14 protein-coding genes and 1 pseudogene are annotated in these 19,031 nt (G+C 61.8%); 7 read left to right on the top strand and 8 right to left on the bottom strand.

What is annotated here, in order from left to right:
- Window positions 1–2: 2 nt before the first annotated feature.
- The gene (locus AB4Z19_RS24600) at window positions 3–1,445 is read right to left on the bottom strand and encodes an amidase (RefSeq protein ID WP_442036316.1); all 1,443 of its coding nucleotides are present in this window, start codon (window positions 1,443–1,445) and stop codon (window positions 3–5) included.
- 207 nt (window positions 1,446–1,652) lie between these two features.
- Between AB4Z19_RS24600 and AB4Z19_RS24595 the strand changes: the two genes are divergently transcribed.
- Together AB4Z19_RS24595 and AB4Z19_RS24590 are read left to right on the top strand one after the other, a co-directional pair.
- Window positions 1,653–2,231: an acyl-homoserine-lactone synthase gene (locus AB4Z19_RS24595; RefSeq protein ID WP_442026242.1), complete on the top strand. Its 579-nt coding sequence runs from the start codon at window positions 1,653–1,655 to the stop codon at window positions 2,229–2,231.
- Window positions 2,232–2,262: 31 nt separating this feature from the next.
- Window positions 2,263–2,613: a hypothetical protein gene (locus AB4Z19_RS24590; RefSeq protein ID WP_442026243.1), complete on the top strand. Its 351-nt coding sequence runs from the start codon at window positions 2,263–2,265 to the stop codon at window positions 2,611–2,613.
- On the opposite strand, the gene AB4Z19_RS24585 is transcribed toward AB4Z19_RS24590, so the two are convergent.
- The 4 genes and pseudogenes from AB4Z19_RS24585 to gcvA form a co-directional block, all read right to left on the bottom strand.
- Window positions 2,575–3,336, bottom strand: coding sequence for a helix-turn-helix transcriptional regulator (locus tag AB4Z19_RS24585; RefSeq protein WP_442026244.1), 762 nt, complete (start codon window positions 3,334–3,336; stop codon window positions 2,575–2,577). The two genes, AB4Z19_RS24590 and AB4Z19_RS24585, sit on opposite strands and share 39 nt — an antisense overlap.
- Before the next feature lie 130 nt (window positions 3,337–3,466).
- Entirely contained in the window at window positions 3,467–3,880 is a 414-nt protein-coding gene (gene arr, locus AB4Z19_RS24580; protein WP_442026249.1) for an NAD(+)--rifampin ADP-ribosyltransferase, read from the bottom strand.
- Window positions 3,869–4,132, bottom strand: a pseudogene (locus tag AB4Z19_RS24575) (NAD(+)--rifampin ADP-ribosyltransferase); the annotation flags it as partial. The gene arr and the pseudogene AB4Z19_RS24575, both read right to left, overlap by 12 nt.
- Before the next feature lie 86 nt (window positions 4,133–4,218).
- Entirely contained in the window at window positions 4,219–5,130 is a 912-nt protein-coding gene (gcvA, locus tag AB4Z19_RS24570; protein WP_442036314.1) for a transcriptional regulator GcvA, read from the bottom strand.
- Window positions 5,131–5,230: 100 nt separating this feature from the next.
- Here gcvA and gcvPA point away from each other — a divergent pair, with 100 nt between their 5' ends.
- From gcvPA to AB4Z19_RS24545, 5 genes are all read left to right on the top strand, one after another.
- Entirely contained in the window at window positions 5,231–6,628 is a 1,398-nt protein-coding gene (gene gcvPA / locus AB4Z19_RS24565; protein WP_442026246.1) for an aminomethyl-transferring glycine dehydrogenase subunit GcvPA, read from the top strand.
- 5 nt (window positions 6,629–6,633) lie between these two features.
- Entirely contained in the window at window positions 6,634–8,211 is a 1,578-nt protein-coding gene (gene gcvPB, locus AB4Z19_RS24560) for an aminomethyl-transferring glycine dehydrogenase subunit GcvPB (protein WP_442036312.1), read from the top strand.
- Window positions 8,208–9,341 carry an ATP-NAD kinase family protein gene (locus AB4Z19_RS24555; RefSeq protein ID WP_442036310.1) on the top strand — a complete coding sequence of 378 codons (1,134 nt, stop codon included), beginning with the start codon at window positions 8,208–8,210 and terminating at the stop codon, window positions 9,339–9,341. The genes gcvPB and AB4Z19_RS24555 overlap by 4 nt, the downstream gene beginning before the upstream one ends.
- 36 nt (window positions 9,342–9,377) lie before the next feature.
- Window positions 9,378–11,888 carry a TonB-dependent receptor gene (locus AB4Z19_RS24550; RefSeq protein ID WP_442036308.1) on the top strand — a complete coding sequence of 837 codons (2,511 nt, stop codon included), beginning with the start codon at window positions 9,378–9,380 and terminating at the stop codon, window positions 11,886–11,888.
- A 77-nt stretch (window positions 11,889–11,965) separates the two neighbouring features.
- Window positions 11,966–14,209 carry an MGH1-like glycoside hydrolase domain-containing protein gene (locus AB4Z19_RS24545; protein WP_442024977.1) on the top strand — a complete coding sequence of 748 codons (2,244 nt, stop codon included), beginning with the start codon at window positions 11,966–11,968 and terminating at the stop codon, window positions 14,207–14,209.
- Here the strand turns inward: AB4Z19_RS24545 and AB4Z19_RS24540 are convergent.
- Genes AB4Z19_RS24540 through ebgA form a run of 3 tightly spaced genes read right to left on the bottom strand, consistent with a single transcriptional unit; the run spans window position 14,142 to window position 19,031 of the window.
- Entirely contained in the window at window positions 14,142–15,590 is a 1,449-nt protein-coding gene (locus tag AB4Z19_RS24540; RefSeq protein ID WP_442024975.1) for an amino acid permease, read from the bottom strand. The two genes, AB4Z19_RS24545 and AB4Z19_RS24540, sit on opposite strands and share 68 nt — an antisense overlap.
- 7 nt (window positions 15,591–15,597) lie before the next feature.
- Window positions 15,598–16,050: a beta-galactosidase subunit beta gene (locus AB4Z19_RS24535; RefSeq protein WP_442036306.1), complete on the bottom strand. Its 453-nt coding sequence runs from the start codon at window positions 16,048–16,050 to the stop codon at window positions 15,598–15,600.
- On the bottom strand, window positions 16,050–19,031 hold the full coding sequence (gene ebgA / locus AB4Z19_RS24530) for a beta-galactosidase subunit alpha (protein ID WP_442024971.1): 2,982 nt from the start codon (window positions 19,029–19,031) through the stop codon (window positions 16,050–16,052). The genes AB4Z19_RS24535 and ebgA overlap by 1 nt, the downstream gene beginning before the upstream one ends.

Below are 19,031 nucleotides of genomic sequence, written 5' to 3'. Positions count from 1 at the left end.
CATTACAGCGGCGGCGCCCTGAATCCTCCCAGTTCCCTTTCCAGCAGACCGGCAAAGCCGATTGTGCTGAGGTCCGCGTACGGCGCCCCCATCACTTGCAGCCCTACCGGCAGCCCCTGTTCATCCAGCCCGCAAGGACACTGCGTCGCAGGCAGCCCTGCCACGGATGCCATGCCGACCCACGCCAGATGATCGAAGTAAGAGCAGGTTTGGCCATCCACTCGGCGGCGCGCCGGATCGGCGTCATCGTGGGGGAAGGCCGTGGTGGTGGTCGAAGGGCAAACGACCAGATCCCAGTCCTGGAAGCAGCGCCGCCATTGCTGCGTGAGGCGGGCACGTTCCTCCTGCGCCTCAAACCAGGCACGCGCACCAGCCATGGCAGACTTCTTCCCGATTGCCATCAGGCGTTCACCGCCGCCGGCCGTGCTGTCGTAATGCAGCGCCTGCGCCTGTTCCGGCGACATCTTCGACAGGTTCTGAATCAGCAGCAGGCGCGCGAAGCATTCGGCACTGGCCGCGAGGTCCGGCAGCACTTCGCTATGCCGGGCCACCTTCCCGCCGCTGTTGGCCAGCGTGTCCGTCACGTTTTGAACCGCGGAGCGCACTGCGGCGCTGGTGTAGACCAGGGGATGCGTGTCGAGCAACAGCACGCGGCACTCCGCCAGGCTTTGCCAGCGCGGCGACGGCAATTGCACGCGCCAAGCGTCAGCTTCCGGCGTTCCAGGTCCGGCCAGCACCGACAGCGCCAGACGCAAATCGTCCGCTGTACGCGCCAGCGGTCCTATCACGCCCAGCTCTGAACCAGTCAGGCTGCCCGGCAGATGATGACCCTGCGAAGACACCAGCCCCGCACTGCTGCGGTGGCCGTACACGCCGCAGTAGGAAGCAGGTACGCGGATCGAGCCCGCCACATCGCTACCCATTTCCAGATAGCTGAAGCCCGCCGCCAGCGCCGCAGCACTGCCGCCGGAGGAGCCGCCGGTGGTACGGGAGAGATCCCAGGGATTGTTGGTGCGGCCGTACACCGGGTTATCGCACTGCGAGTCCGACAGTGCTGTGCACACATTGGTTTTTCCTACGATGATGGCGCCCGCATGGCGCAGCCGCTGCACAGCCGCGCTGTCGCCCGCAGCCGGATTGGCGCGTGCTGCCGGGAAACCCCAGGTGGTGTCCAGTCCGCGCACCAGGAAGGACTCCTTGACCGTGATCGGCACGCCCAGCAAAGGCCGCCGCTCGCCATGATCCAGACGCCAGTCGGCCAGCAGCGCTGCCTTACGCGCTTCGGCATAATCGCGCACCACCACCGCATTCAATGCACCATCCTGCGCCTCAATACGGCTGATGGCGGCTTCCAGCACTTCCTGCGCGCTGACATCGCGCCGCGCGAGCAGCTCCGCCAGCCGGTGCGCGCTAAGCCACGCCAGGCTGGCGGAAGGGTCAGCCATGGCGTTCACGATGGGCTGCCTCCCGCTGTGATCGGGTTCATAGCATGTCCTTTTCCACTCATTGAGTTCTGCCTATCACACGCCAAGTGGTAACGGCCTGTCTACTAGCTGTCCTGATAGTTATGCCAAAAAACCGATTTGCATAAAGTATTCACATCGGCTGACACAAGACAGCGATAACCGCCCCTGACCATAAAGGAGAACGCCATGACTTCGATTCAAATCGTTCAGCGCCGCGACATCAATCGTATCGATCTGCGTCATATGCACGAATTGCGCGCCAAAGTTTTCCGCGACCGCATGGGATGGGAAGTCCCGGTCCTGGCGGGAATGGAGATCGACGGGTACGACGCGCTGGAGCCGCACTATATGGTGATCCGCAACCAGGAGCAGCGCGTATGCGGTACCTGGCGCATCATGCCGACGGAAGGTCCGTATATGCTGAAAGACACCTTCCCGGAGTTACTGCACGGTGCGCCGGCTCCTGAAGCACATGACGTGTGGGAGCTGTCCCGCTTTGCGATCGAAACCGAAGGCGACGGCAGCTTTGGCTTCGCCGACCGCGCCAAGGAAGCCATGCGTGAAATCGTGCACTTCGCCGACAAGCACAAGATTTCGAAGTACGTCACCGTTACCACGACCTCCATCGAACGCCTGCTGCGCCATACCGGCATCGAGATCAAACGGATCGGCGCTCCGCTGCGCATTGGCGTGGAACGCGCCGTCGCCCTGGAAATCCTGCTGGGCGAGCAAACCCGCAAGGCGTTGATGATCACCCTGCACTAACAGCGAAGTATGGTGTTTAACCATGGATTCCATGAATAACCTGACAGATTTACGAAGACGCGAGAGCGCCATCCGGCCAGGGACAGCGCCCCCCGCCGGGGGCGGCGAGGAGCAGCATCGCCTGACGATGCGCGATATGGCCTTGATGCGCGATCTGCGTTACCTGATGCGCGAAAGCCAGACCCAGTTCTGGCACCGCTTCGGGGTTGGCCAGTCCAGCGGTAGCCGTTTTGAGCGCGGTATGCCGGTACCGCAGCCGATCCTGTTGCTGGTGCGGCTTTATGTGTTGCGAGTGATTAGCGACCAGGACCTGAAACTGGCGCGCGCGCCGGGCGATGAATCATCAGGACAGGCTGATCATGCCGAGACGGATAGCGCGTAGTACAACGTCGTTACGTTTGCTGACGCCAAACTTGTTGCGCATGTTCGCCACGTGGAAATTGGCTCCCGCCTCGGAGATCCCGAGGATACGGCCGATTTCCCAGGCGGTTTTACCTGCTGCCATCCATTGCAGGCATTCCAGTTCGCGAGCGGTGAGTATGGGTTTCTTGACGTCCGCCACATCGCCGCGGATGAATTTGCTCATCGACTCAAAGGCGATATCCCGCAACAAGGCCAGTCCGCCGAGGTGGTGCTGCAGATCCTTGACGAAGCCGAGATTTGGCGCCCGGTCGCTCACGCAGGTCAGCATGCCCACTTCACCGCGCGGGCCATGAATGGGCAAGGTCACACCGCCCCGCAGGCCGAAGGCGCTGGCCTCCTCGTACATGGCACGCTGTTCGGGAGTCTTGAAGCATTGCGGCATCCAGATGAATGGCGTACTCGATCTGAAGCAATACTCAACGGTCGGATCGACCGCACGCATATTGGTTTTCTCGTAGTGCTGGCGCCAGGCTTCGGGATAGTTACTACGCAGGTAGACTTTGCTTGCATCCTTGAGGGGATCGGGAATCACGGCAAACATGGCTTTGTCGAAGCCCAGATTCTGGATCACGCTGTACAGCTTGGAGACTAGCTCGCCCTCACTGGCCGCTGCACGCAGGGGATTGGCTGGAGCGAGTAGATCGGAGAGCAAGGCATCGTCAGCGTCAAAGATATTTTCCATCTGTTTGTCCCCACTGCACGAGCGTCCATACTAGCTAAAGACTTGCAGGAATACAAAGCATTATGCAGTTCGCATGTGCTTTTAACAACATGAATATTTGTATGGATTCTGACAATGCGATGAATCTTGCTCAGTCGTCGATGATCTCGGCGCCGGTCTGCTTAAGCTTTGCCAGGCCGTCTCTCATGGCCTGGATCGCCTCCGGCGAGTGGCCTTGCCAATGGGTGAGCTCCGCGACCACGCGCAGAGGCTCGCGCGAGCGGAAGGACTTGGTCGGGTTGCCGCGGAATTTTTTATCCGTCAGATTCGGGTCGTCTTCGATCGGCCCTGTCGGTTCAACGATGTAAATCCTACCGGGCCCTTCACCGAGAGCCAGTTCCGCGCCCCAGGTGGCGGCATCCAGCGTGCGGGCAAAGTAGATGTGGTTCGCGGTGCGACCCGGTTCACCGAAGTTGGCGTTATGGCCCGGCTTGAGCAGATCGCCCGGCTTCAGGTCCGCACGGGTGCCGTGATAGAACTTCCATTCGGTGACTTCGCCGATCACGCGCAGGGGCTGGCGCGAGCACAGCGACATCGACGGATGGCGCGTCGGTTCGCGTGCACCGAGCGCGACGACACTGCCTGTTTCGCCGGTAGGTTCCACCAGATAGACTTTCGGAGCGCCGTCGCCAGCGCCAATCTCAGCCTCCCACACCGCTTCATCGAGCTTGTCGGTCAGGTACACATACGATCCGCCGAGCGTCACCATCTCTCCCGGCTGGAGACTGACCCGCGTGCCATGGTAATGCTGCTTCATCTGCGCTCCTCCGGTTCACATCAGGGCGTCAATACTACAGGTTTGGCTTCATAAAATCATCGCCCCACGCCTCGTTCGCTGCCGCGCTAAGCCTCTTGCTCGCGCGCTTCATCGCGCAGGAAATCGGAGAACCAGGCAAGCGCTTCCTGCTCGCTGCGGCTTGGACGCCAGCACATGTAATAGGCGCCCTGCGCTGTCAGTGTCTGACTGAAAGGGCTGACCAGCGTACCGCGCTGCAGATCGTCGCGTATCAAAGCCATGCGCCCCAGTGCGATGCCGTGGCCATTCAGCGCCGCCTGCATCAAGGCATTGCTGTCGTCGATCAGCGGCCCGCGCAGGGCCAGCGACGGCGCCATGCCAGCCTGTTCGAACCAGCGCTCCCAATCGTCGCAGCTGTCTTCGTGCAGTAGCGTGTAGTGCGCCAGATCGGATGGCGCCTGCAACTGTGGGCCATTCTTCAGCAGCGCCGGCGAACACACGGGCAGCAGTTCGGTGCCGAACAGGCGCTCGCATTCCACGCCGGGCCACTTGCCATCGCCCCAGCGTATCGCCAGGTCGATGCTGTCCCGCCCCAGGTCAGTGTGCATCACCGTGTGTATCAGGCGCACTTCAAGATCGCTGTGTGCGGCAAGGAAGCGGTCCAGCCGCCCCACCAGCCAGCGTGAACTGAACGCCGGTGTCACCGCCACCGTCAAGCGCTTGCGCGCACGGCCCTCGCTATGCGACAGCTGCGCCAGCACGCGGTCGATCCGGCCAAAGGCATCGATCACGCTGCGCTGGAGGATCGCGCCTTCTCCCGTCAGGGTAATGGCGCGGGTCATGCGCTTGAACAGCTTGATCTGCAGCGCATCCTCCAGGGTTTTGATCTGGTGACTGACCGCCGCCTGGGATATGCACAACTCGTCGGCGGCACGGGTAAAGCTCATGTGCCGAGCGGTGACTTCGAAGGTTTTCAACTGCCTCAACAGACTGGAAGAATGGACCACAGCGCACTCCATGCATCAGATTATCTAATGTATCGCATGCATACTGATCATTTGTCAACGTTATTTCGCTAATCCAAGATTGGGCATCCGATCCCGATCAACAGGAAATGACATGGCATCTGGCAAACCCTTCATCCACCCCTATATTCCGAACTCCGTCCCCGAAGTGCGCGACGCCATGCTGCGTACCGTGGGTGCCGCAAGTACCGAAGAATTCTTTGCCGATATCCCCGCCGCACTGCGCATGCAGGCGCCGCTGGCCATCCCCGCACCGCATTTGTCCGAAGCGCGCCTGAAGCGCCACGTGGAGGGACTGCTGCGCAAGAACGCGCACTGCAACAACCACCTCAGCTTCCTGGGCGGCGGCTGCTACCAGCACCACGTACCGGCCGTGTGCGATGAAATCAATGGCCGTAGCGAGTTCGCCACCGCCTATGCCGGCGAACCCTATGACGACCATGGCCGCTTCCAGGCGCTGTTCGAATACTGCAGCATGATGGGCGCCGTGCTGGAAATGGACGTCGTCAACGTACCGGTCTACGACGGCATGCAGGCCGCTGCCACCGCAGTGCGCATGGCCGGCCGCCACACCGGCCGCCGCCGCGTGGTCGTTGCGGGCAACGTCAATCCGGACAAGCTGTCGATGATGCACAACTACGGCCGCGCCGACCTCGATTTCGCCAGCGCGCCCTTCGATCCCGACACCGGCCTGCTTGACATGGCCGCCGTAGCGCAGCTGCTCGACCAGGAAACGGCCGCGCTGTACGTGGACATCCCCTCCTTCCTCGGCACCATCGACGACGGCGCCGCCCTGGCTGCCGCCGCACATGCGGTGGGCGCGCTGCTCGTGGTCGGCGTCGATCCGGTGTCGCTGGGCGTGCTGGCGCCACCGGCCAGCTACGGCGCCGACATCGTCTGCGGCGACATCCAGCCGCTGGGCATGCACATGAACTACGGCGGCGGGCAGGGCGGCTTTATCGCCAGCCACGACGATCCCGCCATCGTGATGCAGTATCCATCGCGCCTGTTCGGCATCGTCCCCACCACCGTGCCGGGCGAATACGGCTTCGGCGACGTCGCCTACAGCCGCACCTCTTTCGACAAGCGCGAAAACGGCAATGAATTTGTCGGCACTGCTGCTGCGCTATGGGGCATTACCGCCGGCGTTTTCATGGCGTTGATGGGGCCTCAAGGCATGACCGAACTGGCCACAGGCATTGCTCAACGCGCTGCTTACGCCAAACAGCGGCTTGCGCGCCTGCCCGGCGTCCGCGTCACGCATGCCGGCAGCTGCCACTTCCGCGAGTTTGTCGTCAATTTCGACGGCACCGGCCTGCCGGTGGCCGCCATTAACGCGGCCTTGCAGCAGCTTGGCATATTCGGCGGTCACGACCTGAGCACCGCCTTCCCCGCGCTGGGCCAGTCCGCCTTGTACGCTTTTTCCGAAATCCATATGCAGGAAGACATCGACCTGCTGTGCGCAACGCTAGAGAAAGTCCTCAACCAATGAACGCCATGGATAACATCGCTACCCACCGCAAACAGCAGATGCGCCGATACCATCAGGCGCGCTGGGATGAACCGGTAATTTTTGAACTGAGCCAGCCGGGTGAACGCGGCATCCTGGTGCCGGAAGTGGAGCCGGAGATTGCGCAGGCCGCAGGCCAGCCCCTGGCCAGCCTGCCCCCAACCATGCTGCGCCAGCGCCCACCGGCATTGCCGGAGATGTCGCAGAACCGCGTGCTGCGCCACTACTTGCGGCTGTCGCAGGAAAACCTGGGCGCCGACCTGAATGTGGACGTCGGCCAGGGCACCTGCACCATGAAGTACAACCCCAAGATCAACGACCAGCTGGCGCGCCAGCCGGGCATGGCGGAGCTGCATCCACGCCAGCCGGACAGCAGCGTGCAGGGCATGCTGGAAGTGATCGACAAGGTGGAAAGCGTGATGCGCGAAGTATCCGGCATGGACGCGGTGTCTCTGCAGGCGCGCGGCGGTTCGCAAGCCATCTTCGCCAATATGTCTATTGTGCGCGCCTGGCACGAAAGCCAGGGAGAGGCGGCACAGCGCGATGAAGTCATCACCACCATTTTCTCGCATCCATCGGATGCGGCCTGCGCCAAACTGGTCGGCTACAAAGTCATCACGATCTATCCGGATGCGGATGGCTATCCTGACCTGGCTGCACTCAAGGCCGCCGTGTCGCCACGCACTGCCGCACTGGTGATCACCAATCCGGAGGACACCGGCATCTTCAATAGCCGCATCCGGGAATTCGTGGATGCGGTACACGCAGCAGGCGGCTTATGTGTCTATGACCAGGCCAATGCCAACGGCCTGCTGGGTATTGCCCGTGCGCGCGAAGCAGGCTTCGACCTGTGCCACTTCAATCTGCACAAGACCTTCGCTACGCCCCACGCTTGCGGCGGCCCCGCAGTCGGCGCTGTGTGCAGTACCGCGGCGCTGGCGCCCTTCCTGCCCAGTCCACTGGTGCGCAACAAGAGCGGCCGTTATCAGCTGGTGAGCGCCGGCGAGCAATCCATCGGCAAGATCAGCAGCTTCACGGGCGCCGCCTCCATCGTGCTGCGCGCGTATGCATGGATCATGAACCTGGGCGCCGAGGGCCTGCGTACCGTGTCCGAAATCGCGGTCCTGAACAACAACTACATGATGCACGAGCTGCTGAAGATCGACGGCATGTCGGCACCATACGCACCCGGCAAGCGCCGCATCGAGCAGGTGCGCTACAGCTGGTCCGGCCTGGCGCAGGCAACAGGTGTGAGTTCGGAAGACATCGGACTGCGCGCTGCGGACTTCGGCGTGCACTACTGGACCAGCCATCACCCATACCTGGTGCCGGAGCCGGCCACCATCGAGCCGACCGAATCCTACTCGCGCGCCGACCTGGACGAATTCATCGGCGTAATGCGTCACATCGCCGATGAAGCGCGCTGCAACCCGGAACTGGTCAAGGCGGCTCCCCACAACTGTCCGGTGCATCGGGTTCAAGGCGAAATGCTGGACGATCCGGAACGCTGGGCCATCACCTGGCGCGCTTATCAGCGCAAGCTGGGCGAGCGCGGGCTGGCATGAAGATCGGGCTGGTGGTCAATCCCTGGGCCGGCATCGGCGGTCCGGCCGGGCTGAAAGGCTCGGACGGTGCGGCCAGCGTGCAGGCCGCGCTGGCCGCCTGCAGTCTGCCGCACGTTCCCGCCCGCCTGGCCGCCATGTTCGACGCCTGCGGCGAGGCCGCACAGGTCGTCAGCTGGTACGCGGCCGATGGTGCGATGGGTTGTTCCGCGCTGGAAGCGGCCAGCCTGGATGTTTGTGCTGTAGTGCCGGTGAACTGGCCATCACAGGCGGAGGACACGCGCCGCGCGACGTGCACCCTGGCCGGCATGGGCATCGACCTGCTGCTGTTTGCCGGCGGCGACGGCACCGCACGCGACGTGCTACAGGGCCTGCGCGACGCCGGTGTGGCAGACAGCCTGCCGGTATTGGGCTTGCCAGCCGGCGTAAAGATGCAGTCGGCCGTATTTGCGAATCATCCGACGGCTGCCGGGCAGCTGTTGCGCCAGTTGCAGCAACACGGACCGGCTGTGTGCAGCGATGCCGAAGTCATGGACCTGGATGAGGACGAACTGCGCTGCGGCCTGATTGCGCCGCGCCTGCATGGCTATCTGCAACTGCCGCTGTCGCCCAAGCTGACGCAGGGTGGCAAAGCGCGCCATGTCAGCGGTAGCGGCGCGCAGCGAATGGCCATCGCGCGCAGCTTTGCAGAAGCGATGGAGGCGCGCTCGCTGTATCTGGTCGGGCCGGGTTCCACTACCCAGGCACTGCTGGACCTGCTGGGTGTTGACGGCACTTTGCTGGGTGTGGATGCCCTGCTGGGCGACGGCACGCTGCTGGCGCGCGACGCCTCGCGCCGCGAGCTGGAAGATCTGGCCGAACGCTGGCAAGTGCCGCTGCACCTGGTGCTGTCACCCATCGGTGGGCAGGGCCTGGTGCTGGGGCGCGGCAACCAGCAGATTTCACCGCGCCTGCTGCGCGCTGCCGGCCGGCGCGGCCTGCATGTGCTGGCGCCGCCGGACAAGCTGATATCGCTGTACGGCGGCGTACTGCGCATCGACAGCGGCGACGCAGAGCTCGACGCGGAATTCAATGGGTATTTGCCGGTCACGACCGGCTACCGGGAACAGACCATGTGGCCCGTTTCGGTGTAGTGGCAGTAATCATAACGATAAATTCAGGAGATGCAGATGAGGAGAAAAACCGGGTTGACCCTTTCGGTCGCCACCCTGGCCCATATGGCGGCCATGCACAGCGCGCAAGCGCAAACCGCGCCGGAAGCGGCAGCAGTGAGCGACAAGGGCGCGCCAATCCAGGAAGTGGTGGTTACCGGCACCACCGCCAAGAACCGCACCAAGCTGGAGTCTTCGGTCGCCATTACGACCGTGGATCAGGCCAAGCTCGAAAAGCTGGCGCCGCATAGTCTGGCCGATTCGCTGCAGCAGGTGCCCGGCCTATGGGTCGAGGCATCGGGCGGCGAGGTATCCAACAACGTGTCGCCGCGCGGCCTGAGTGGCGGGGCGGCTTTCCAGTTCATCAGCCTGCAGGAAGATGGTCTGCCTGTGATTTATGACGGCGAACTGGTGGACGTGCTGATGCGGGAAGACCTCACCATCAAGCGCTTCGAAGCGATCCGCGGCGGTACGTCGGCCATTCTGTCCACTAACGGACCGGCCGCCATCGTCAACTTCATCAGCCAAAAAGGCACACATAAGCCGCAGGGTGAAGTGAAGGTGACCGTCGGCGATTACGGCATGGTGCGCACCGAGGGTGTGTATTCAGCCCCGATCAACGACGACTGGTCCTACGCGGCGGGCGGCTACTACCGCCACGGCGACGGCGTGCGCCCCATCGGCATTACCGCCGACCATGGCGGCCAGTTCCGTCTGAATCTGACACGCCGCCTGGATGGCGGTGAGCTGAACCTGTCGGCCAAATACGTCAATGACCACAACACCTTCTACCTGCCTATTCCATTGACCAACCCCTCCCACCCTACCGGCGTGCCGGGTGTCGATCCGCATTATGGTTCGCTGGACGGCCCGGACCTGGCCCACATCACCAACCAGACGACCAACGGCACCATCGCCACCGATCTGCACACCGGCTTCCATGTGTTGGCCAAGGTGGTGGGCGCCGATCTGCAGCATGACCTGGGCGGCGACTGGTCGTTCCGGAACAATGCGCGCTACACACGCTATGACGTCGCGCCGCACTCGGTGTTCAATGGCCCGAACAGCTATCTGGTCCGCGCCAGCAACCGCCTCGATCCTGAGCAGTCCAGCGACGTCGCCGCGCTGCTGGCGCGCTTTGGCGGCACCGCCAAGCTGGCCTACGCGGGCACAGGCCAGGTGATCAATGATCCGTCCACCCTGAACGGCAATGGCTTCACCACCGACGCCGTGGCTGAAACCCGCTTCCGCTCCCTCGGCCACTTCGTCGACAAGCTATCCCTGACCAAGGAAAACGACAAGAACAGCTTTACCGCAGGCGTGCTGTTTGCCAAGCAAAAGCTGTACGACGATTCGGATTATGGCGCTCGCATCATTACCGAAGTGCGCGACCAGCCGAAGCGGCTGGACATCGTCGCCGTGGACGCTAACAACAAGATTCTCGGCTATCTGTCCGACAAAGGCGTGCTGCGCAACGGCTATTTCTACGAACGCCATAAGGGCGATATGAATTCGACCTCCCTGTTCGTCAACGACGAATGGAAGGTTACGCACAACCTGCGCCTTGACGCCGGCGTGCGCTACGAAATCGCCCACTACGACGTACAGGATGAAAATGTGCTGGCTGCAGGTGAGGATCTGCCGGGCGACAGTCTGACCGAAGGCGCCATTATCCCCGGCGCCTTCAATCCAGATGGCAGCGACAAGGACAACATCATCGCCAACAACTACATGCGCCGCGCAGGCACCGGCGTGTGGACGCGCAAGACGAAGACCATCAAGGAAGCGTCGTACACGGCGGGCTTCAACTACGCCTTCAACGACCACGTTGCCACGTATGGGCGCTATGCCAGCGGGACCAATATGCCGACGCTGTACAGCACCGACAGCTTTGTCGACGGTGCCAGCAGACTGAGTTTCATCGAGGCCGGTGTGCGCTATATTTCGCCATTCTGGACCACGTCGGCCACGCTGTTCCACACCAAGTTCGACAACCTGTCCTTTGGCGAAACCGACCAGGCCACGGGTGCTTTCCGCCAGGTCTTTGTCAAGACACTGTCGACCGGCGTTGAACTGGAAGGCATCATCAATCCGTTCAAGCGCTTCTCGCTGGAGTATGTGGCCACCATCCAGAACGCCACCATCGACGGCATCGATCCAAATGCCGAGGAAGCGAAGCAGAATGGCAATCAAGTGATGCGCACGCCAAACATCCAGGTGCGCTTGATCCCGACGGTGCACTTTGACTTCGGCGATATATTCCTGGTGTACAGCCATATCGGCAAGCGCTACGCCGACTTTGAGAACGCTCTGGAGCTGCCGGCCTATAACGTGCTCGACATGGGCGCCGAGATCAAAATCGACAAGCACTGGAAGCTGAATGCGAAGGTGAATAATCTGACCAACTCGATCGGCCTCACCGAAGGCAATCCACGCAGCGGCTTTAATCAGAGCTCGAACGGAAGCCTGTTCTACGCGCGGCCTATCCTGGGACGCAACGCCACGGTTTCGCTGTCCTACCGCTTCTGATTTTTCCACGCAGCCGGGCACTCGCAACGCCCGGCTTCGCCGTGTTACCCTCCCCTCAATTCGTTTCGTTCCCGCCTATGTCCATCCCTGTTCGCAAACTGCTGCTGGTTGCGGCATGCAGCGCCTCCTGGGCCGCGCAAGCGCAGCCTTCCATCAACCGCTACGGCACACCAGCCGCTGTGCGCGATTTCGATGCCGAGCAAAATCAGCGCTTCAACCCCATGTTCGATGCCGGCAGCTGGCACGGCTACCTGCTGCCTGATACGCCGACGCTGGCCGGCACATTTACTGGTCCGCTGGTGATCGCCGAGGAGTACAGCCTGTACATCGCCCCTGCGCTGGAACGGTTGGAGCTGAGCGACCGCAATACGGGCCGCACGTTCAAGCCTGAACAGGCGCGCTGGAACAGCGCCGCACGCCCCGGCGTATTGAGCCAGCGTCTGGTCTGGCCGGGATTGCAACTGGACGTGGATCTCCACTTCGTCAGCGCGAGCGGCGCGCTGGTACGCTATCGCTTGCGGAATACTTCCGGCAAATCGCTGTCGCTGCGTGCCCATTGGCAGGGCGAGCTGATGGCGCAATGGGATAGCACCGGCACGGTGGCCGAGCGCCAGCCTGCATGGAGGCCGCGGCTGATGCGGGAGCAGCATGGTATCAGCATCTTGTTCGGCAAGGTGCGTGACGCCAGCAATGTCATGACCAGTGGCAAATCGCGCTATCGCATCGAACGCAGCGTGCGCGCGCAGGACGACGTCAGCGATCAGCGCTACGACAGCCGCGCTGACCTCCCGTTGCTGGCAGCTGGTGGCCAGCAGACCATCTACGCCGTCCACAGCTATCAGCTCGACGATACCGCGGCAGCGCGCGCTGATGCCAGACGAGCCGCTGCCCTGCTGTCCAGCCCTGCCGGCGCGGAACAAGCCATCGTCGCCAGTGAAAGCCGCTGGGCCGTCTGGCAAAGCAAGCTGCCGGCATCCTCGCTGGCCGGCAAGGCACTGGAAACGCTGATCGGTAATTGGCGCGCGCCGCGCGGCGCAATTTTGCACGATGCGATGGTGCCTTCCACCACGGCGCGTTGGTTCAATGGCGCCTGGACCTGGGATACCTGGAAGCAGGCCTATGCGCTCGCGGCTATCGATCCTGCACTCGCTGCAAACACAGTGCGCGCCCTGTTCGACTACCAGATCCAGCCCAACGACCCGGTGCGGCCGCAAGATGCGGGAATGTTGCCGGACAATGTCTTCTACAACAAGGACGCCGAACGTGGCGGCGACGGCGACAACTGGAATGAACGCGACACCAAACCGCCGCTGGCCGCCTGGGTGGTGTGGGAGATCTACAAGCGGTCCCACGACCGTGCCTGGCTACAGGAGATGCGGCCCAAGCTGGAGGCATATCACTGCTGGTGGTATCGCAATCGCGATCACGACCACAATGGCCTGGCCGAATATGGCGCAACCGCGCACCCGCTTCACAACGACAGCGACGGCAAGCTGCGGCTCCATGTGCAGCAAGCCGCAGGCTACGAATCTGGCATGGACAACGCGGCGCGCTTCGGCTTCATTGAGCCGGCGGCCCTGCAGCGCTATGCCGACAAAGCCCATGGCGGCGACCTGGATACCGCGCGCCGCGACTGGCAAGTCAGCGTGGTCGAGAATCGCGACAACACGGGCAAGCTGCTGGGCTATTCGATCGATCAGGAATCGGTGGATCTGAATGCCTTCCTTTATCGCGAAAAACTGCTCCTGGCTGATATCGCACAGGAGCTGGACCACGAAGGCGCAGCACGCGCCTGGCGCCAGCAAGCGGCGCACTTGCGTGATCTGATCAACACCAGTTTCTTCGATCCCGCCAGCGGCTTCTATTACGACCGCCAGCTTGGCGGCAAGCTGCTGGCCATGCGCGGACGCGGTCCGGAAGGATGGACGGCCTTGTGGGCCGGTGCTGCCGGCCAACAACAGGCCGATGCCGTCATCGCCAACATGCTGGACCCGGCCGAATTCGCCACGCCAGTGCCGATGCCGACGGCCGCCGTCTCAAACCCATCCTATGATCCCGCTATCTATTGGCGGGGCAGAGTCTGGCTGGACCAGCTCTACTTCGGCGTGGCCGCTATGCGCCAGTACGGCTATGGTGCACAGGCCGACGCCGTGGCCTCGCGTTTTGTGGCTGGAGCTGAAGGTCTACTGGGCGATGCACCGATCCGGGAAAACTATAATCCCGTCAACGGCCATATGCAGGGCGCGACCAATTTCAGCTGGAGCGCCGCGCACCTGCTGATGCTGGCGCGAGAGGCTGCGGCGAAACCGCAGAAGAAGTGATGCCGCGCTCATACAGCCGGTACTTCCACAAGGCCCAACCCAGGAACAGGACCACGCCGCCCACGTTGTAGCCCAGCGTGAGCAGCAGGTTCTGGCCCGATGGGAAAATCGCGGCAATAAAGGCGATGCCAAAGACCGCCAGCAGTACGCCGCTGATCACCAGGCCGGTACGGCGTGATCCCATGCGGAAGTCACGCGGCAAATGATCAAGCCGCAGGCGCAAATGGAAATAGGACGTCAGAATGATCAGTGGCGGCAATAGCGCAGTGGCAGCCGTCATATTGATCACCACACTTAGCAACTGATTCACATTGGATGATCCCAGCGCTGGGATGACCAGCAGTGGCACAACGACGCAGAATTGAATCCACGCCGCACGCTCCGGCATGTCATGGCGATTCAGCGCAATGGCGCGCTCGCCGAAAATGCCTTTCGGGATTTCCGAAAACAGCGCCTTGACCGGCGCCGCTGTCCACACCATCAGTGTACCGAAAGAGCCCAGCAGCATGACGGCGCCAATCAAGCGGTTCAGCGGAAGCGGCGAAACATGATGATGCGCTCCCAAGGCGCCAAATACCTGGAAAATGCCGGAGCTGTAGCTCAATTGGGAAGCCGGGAGATAGAGGTTGAGCACCAGCGCCGACACCGAGTACAGCACCCCGATCAGCAACCCTGCAAACACGATCGTGCGTACAAAAGTGCGTGCGCCGCCACGTACATCGTTCAGGAACACGCCAACGGATTCGGCACCACCTGCCGCGAACAGAATCCATGCCATCGCGCCCATGAAGGACCAGCTGAATGCCGGTGTCATCGCTTCGGCCGTGACCGGTGTTGCTGGCGTCACGCCACCAAGCCAATCGGCCACGCTTAAGCCCACGAATCCGAACGCCATCGCCAGCACCAGCGTGCTGCCAATGGACGTCACCCGTCCTACCCATGCCGCGCCTTTGGTCGATACCCATGTGGCAAAGGCAAACAATAATATCGACAGCATCACGGTGACCAGCGGCGAGAGCTGGACTTCGTAGCCCAGCCAGGCGTAGGACGAATACACCAGGATGTTGGGCAGCACGGAGGTAAAATAAAACAGGTTGACGAACCAGTAGCAGTAGGCGCCGACAAAGGCCCACTTGTCGCCCATCGAAGACCGAATCCACTGGTAGATGCCGGATTTTGCGTCCTTATTCAAACTGACGAATTCGGCGATGATGAGCACATAGGGAATGAAGAAAGTTGCGGTCGCGAACAGGAAAGATGGCACCGCCACCATGCCGATGGCGATATTGCTGTTGACGACATTTCGGATATTGAAGATGGCTGCCACTGCCATCGAAAGCAGCATGAAACGGCCAATTTGCGTGTTGCCGGATATCGCCATGTTCAACTCACTTATTGTGGAAAGTCGCGCCTTCTATCGTCACCATCAGGATCATCTTGCGCAGATGGTCCGCGCCGAGCGGCCGGTAGGCGTGGTCGTTATCGAAGATCAGCAGCTGGCCGGGACCGGCGGTAAGGCTGCCGGTGGCCTCGCCATTGAAAGTTTCGCGGTCTGTCTCGTCGCTATAGGCTGACTGTCTGACCAAGGCGCGCTTGGGCGTATAGGCGACCGTCTCGCTACCCGACAGGTAATAATGGATCTCCACATAGCGCCGCTTGCCGGTGAAGCAGGGCGCGGCAGCAACCGGGCCATCCACCAGACGGTAGACCAGCGAATCACCAATCGAATGACACACGCCGGGCTTCAGCCTGGGCAGGTTGGCGATGGCCTGCAGGCAGCGCCGCCATTTCTTTTCCGAGTGGTAGCGCTGGCGAAATTCTTCCACGCTATTCAGGATCATCACAGACCATCCTCCCCATGCAGCGGCGACAAATACAGGCTGTAGTTGAAAGGCGCCATATATACCCGATAGGAATCGAGCACTTCGGAACCCCAGGAGTTGGAGCCAAGCCCGCTCATCTTGTGATCCAGATTAACGGTCCAGTAATCGTCTTCGCGCAGTGCATTGTCGTGCCGTGTGGCCGCAATCTGCCCGGCGCTGTAAGGCCAGACGCTGAAATGGACGCCTTGCGGCGCATCGACGCGCAGCCCCTTGCCGTGACTGCCGCGCAGCGTTGCCCAGGTCACGTCCATGCGGTTGCCATTGTCCTGCGGCTTGGGATAATGCTCGAACATGCCGGCCGCGTCGCTGCTGTAGCGATCGATGATGTTGCATGCCCTGCTGTCCGGGTAGTTCTCACCGGGGCCGCGGCCGAAGTATTCGACCTGGTCCAGTTGGCGGTGTAGTCCCAGTGACATGCCGATCTTCGGGATCATGTCCTTGAAACCTCCGTACGGTACGCCGGACAAGGTCAGTTGCAGGCGTCCCCCACCATCAACGCAATAGTGATAGCGGCAGCGCATGCCGTAACCCAGTACCGGCGGTGCGATCTGGCAGTCGACAATGACCTCCACCATCGCGCCGTTGCGCACAACTTCCATGCTGCGCAAATGCTCTTGCAGGATGTTCAGGTGCTGCGGCAGCCAGAGGGCCTCATTTTCCTGCTTGTGGTTGTCGATGCAGGGTTTGTAGAACGTCAGCTGCGGTGCGCTCGCGAGCAGGGGCGCACCATGCGCCACCCATTCCTTGAGTTTTCCCGTGAGCTTGCAGAACACCATATGAAAGGCGGAGCCTTCGACACGCCAGTCGAGACGGCGCTCGACCAGCACCGGAGCCGGAGCGCCGGCGGGCGCCTGCGGCGGCCGCACGGGAGGCGATGGCAATGCAAACTGATATATCGCCAGCTCGTGCTGTGCGGCGCTGTACGCAGTTGCCTCTTCGCGCAGCACGCGCACGTTCAGATATCGCTGACCACCAGCCTGTGGCGCAGCCGGGATATCGATTTCCAGACGCCCGCCAGGCGGAACTGACGGCAGCTTCACACACTGCATGTCAAGCTTCTCGCCATCGGCCTTGGTCTCAATGAGCAATGAAATGCCATCAAGGCTGCTGAACCAGTAGCGATTCTCCACTTCCAACCTGCCGGCGGCGGCGTCGACGGCGCGTACCTTTACTGGCGCGATGACCTGCTTGTATTCACGCAGGCCGGGACCGGGGCGCTGGTCGGGATAGATCAATCCATCACAGCAGAAATTCCCGCTATTCGGGTAGTCGCCATAATCACCGCCGAATGCATAAAACGCCCGCCCCGGTACCTCCGGCCGCAGGATGGCGTGATCGCACCACTCCCAAACGTAGTGGCCCTGCAAATGCGGATGGCGATCCATCACCGCCTGGTATTCGCTCAGGCCACCTGGCCCATTGCCCATGGCGTGGGCGTATTCGCACAGGATGCGCGGCTTGTCCATCGGGTACTCGCCGAAGGCGTTCATCATTTGCACGCGCGAGTACATGGTGCTGACCACGTCGCATACCTCGGCGTCGCGGTCCTCTTCGTAATGGATCAGGCGCGTTGGATCAATCTCGCGGCAGCGCGCCGCCATTGCATGAATATTGCAGCCATACCCGGACTCGTTCCCCAGCGACCAGATGATGATGGACGGATGATTCTTTTGCGCGTGCACGTGGCGTTCGATGCGGTCAACAAAGGCCGCCTCCCAGGCCGGATCGTCGGTAACCTGGCTCAGATTGCCGACGTTGACGAAGCCGTGGGTTTCCACATCCGTCTCGGCCATCACGAACAGCCCGTACTGGTCACATAGCTCGTAGAAGCGCGGATCGTTGGGATAATGCGCGGTACGAACGGAATTGATATTGTGCTGCTTCATCAGCACGATATCCTGCTCGACACGCGCCATGGCCACCGCGCGTCCTCGCAGATGGTCGTTGTCGTGGCGGTTCACGCCGTGCAGTTTCAGGTAGTGGCCATTCACTAGCATCAAGCCGTCGCGCACCTTTACTTCGCGGAAGCCGACACGCAGCGGCACAACTTCCAGCAACAAGCGCGCTTCGTCGTACAGGCTGATCTCCAGCCGGTAGAGATAGGGATCTTCGGCATTCCATTGGCGTGGCGCCGAGACGGCAGTTTCCCAGGCCAGAGTGTTGCCAGCGCCACGTTGTACGGCGTGATTGCCGTCGTACAGCGTCCACTCGACTTGCCAGCCGGCGGCGGCGGAAACCGCAATCGCGCACGACAGGCGCGCGTCGCTGCAGGCTTCGTCAAAGCGGGTTTGTACGCACACATCCTGCAGGTGGATGGCGCCCTTGCCGATCAGGTAGACGTCGCGGAAGATCCCGGCGGTCCACCACATATCCTGATCTTCAAGATAGCTCGAATCGGCCCATTGCAGCACGCGTACGCTGAGCAGGTTTTGGCCTTCGGCCAGCAGCGCAGTGATGTCGAATTCGGCAGCCAGCCTGCTGCCCTTGCTCATGCCTGCATAGCTGCCGTTGACGTATATTTCGAAATAGGTTTCCACGCCATCGAAGCGCAGGATCACGCGTTCGCCGCGCCATTCCGGACCAAGCGTCCAGCGGCACTGGTAAGCGCCGGTAGGATTGGACGATGGCACATATGGCGGGTCCACCGGGAAAGGCATGCCGTCGTCGGTGTACTGCAGCTGGCCGTGGCCTTGCATCTGCCACATACCGGGGACTGCGATTTCGCCCCAGTTTTCCATGTATTCGCTGTAGAACTGCGCCGGCACTTCGAGCGGATGTCCAAAGTAAGCAAAGCGCCACGATCCGCTCAGCGACAGGAAACGGCGGCTGCGCTCACGCTGAAACGTGCGCGCAGTTTCGGCATCCTCGTAGGCGAAAAAATAGGCGTGCGGAGGCAGCCGGTTTTCCTCCAGCAGCTGGGGGTTCTCCCACTTGTTCAC

The sequence above is a fragment of the Pseudoduganella sp. RAF19 genome, assembly GCF_052114165.1.
Taxonomy (GTDB): Bacteria; Pseudomonadota; Gammaproteobacteria; order Burkholderiales; family Burkholderiaceae_D; genus Rugamonas.
The sequence above is the reverse complement of the archived record's forward strand: the minus strand, read 5'-3'. Positions and strand labels throughout refer to the sequence as shown.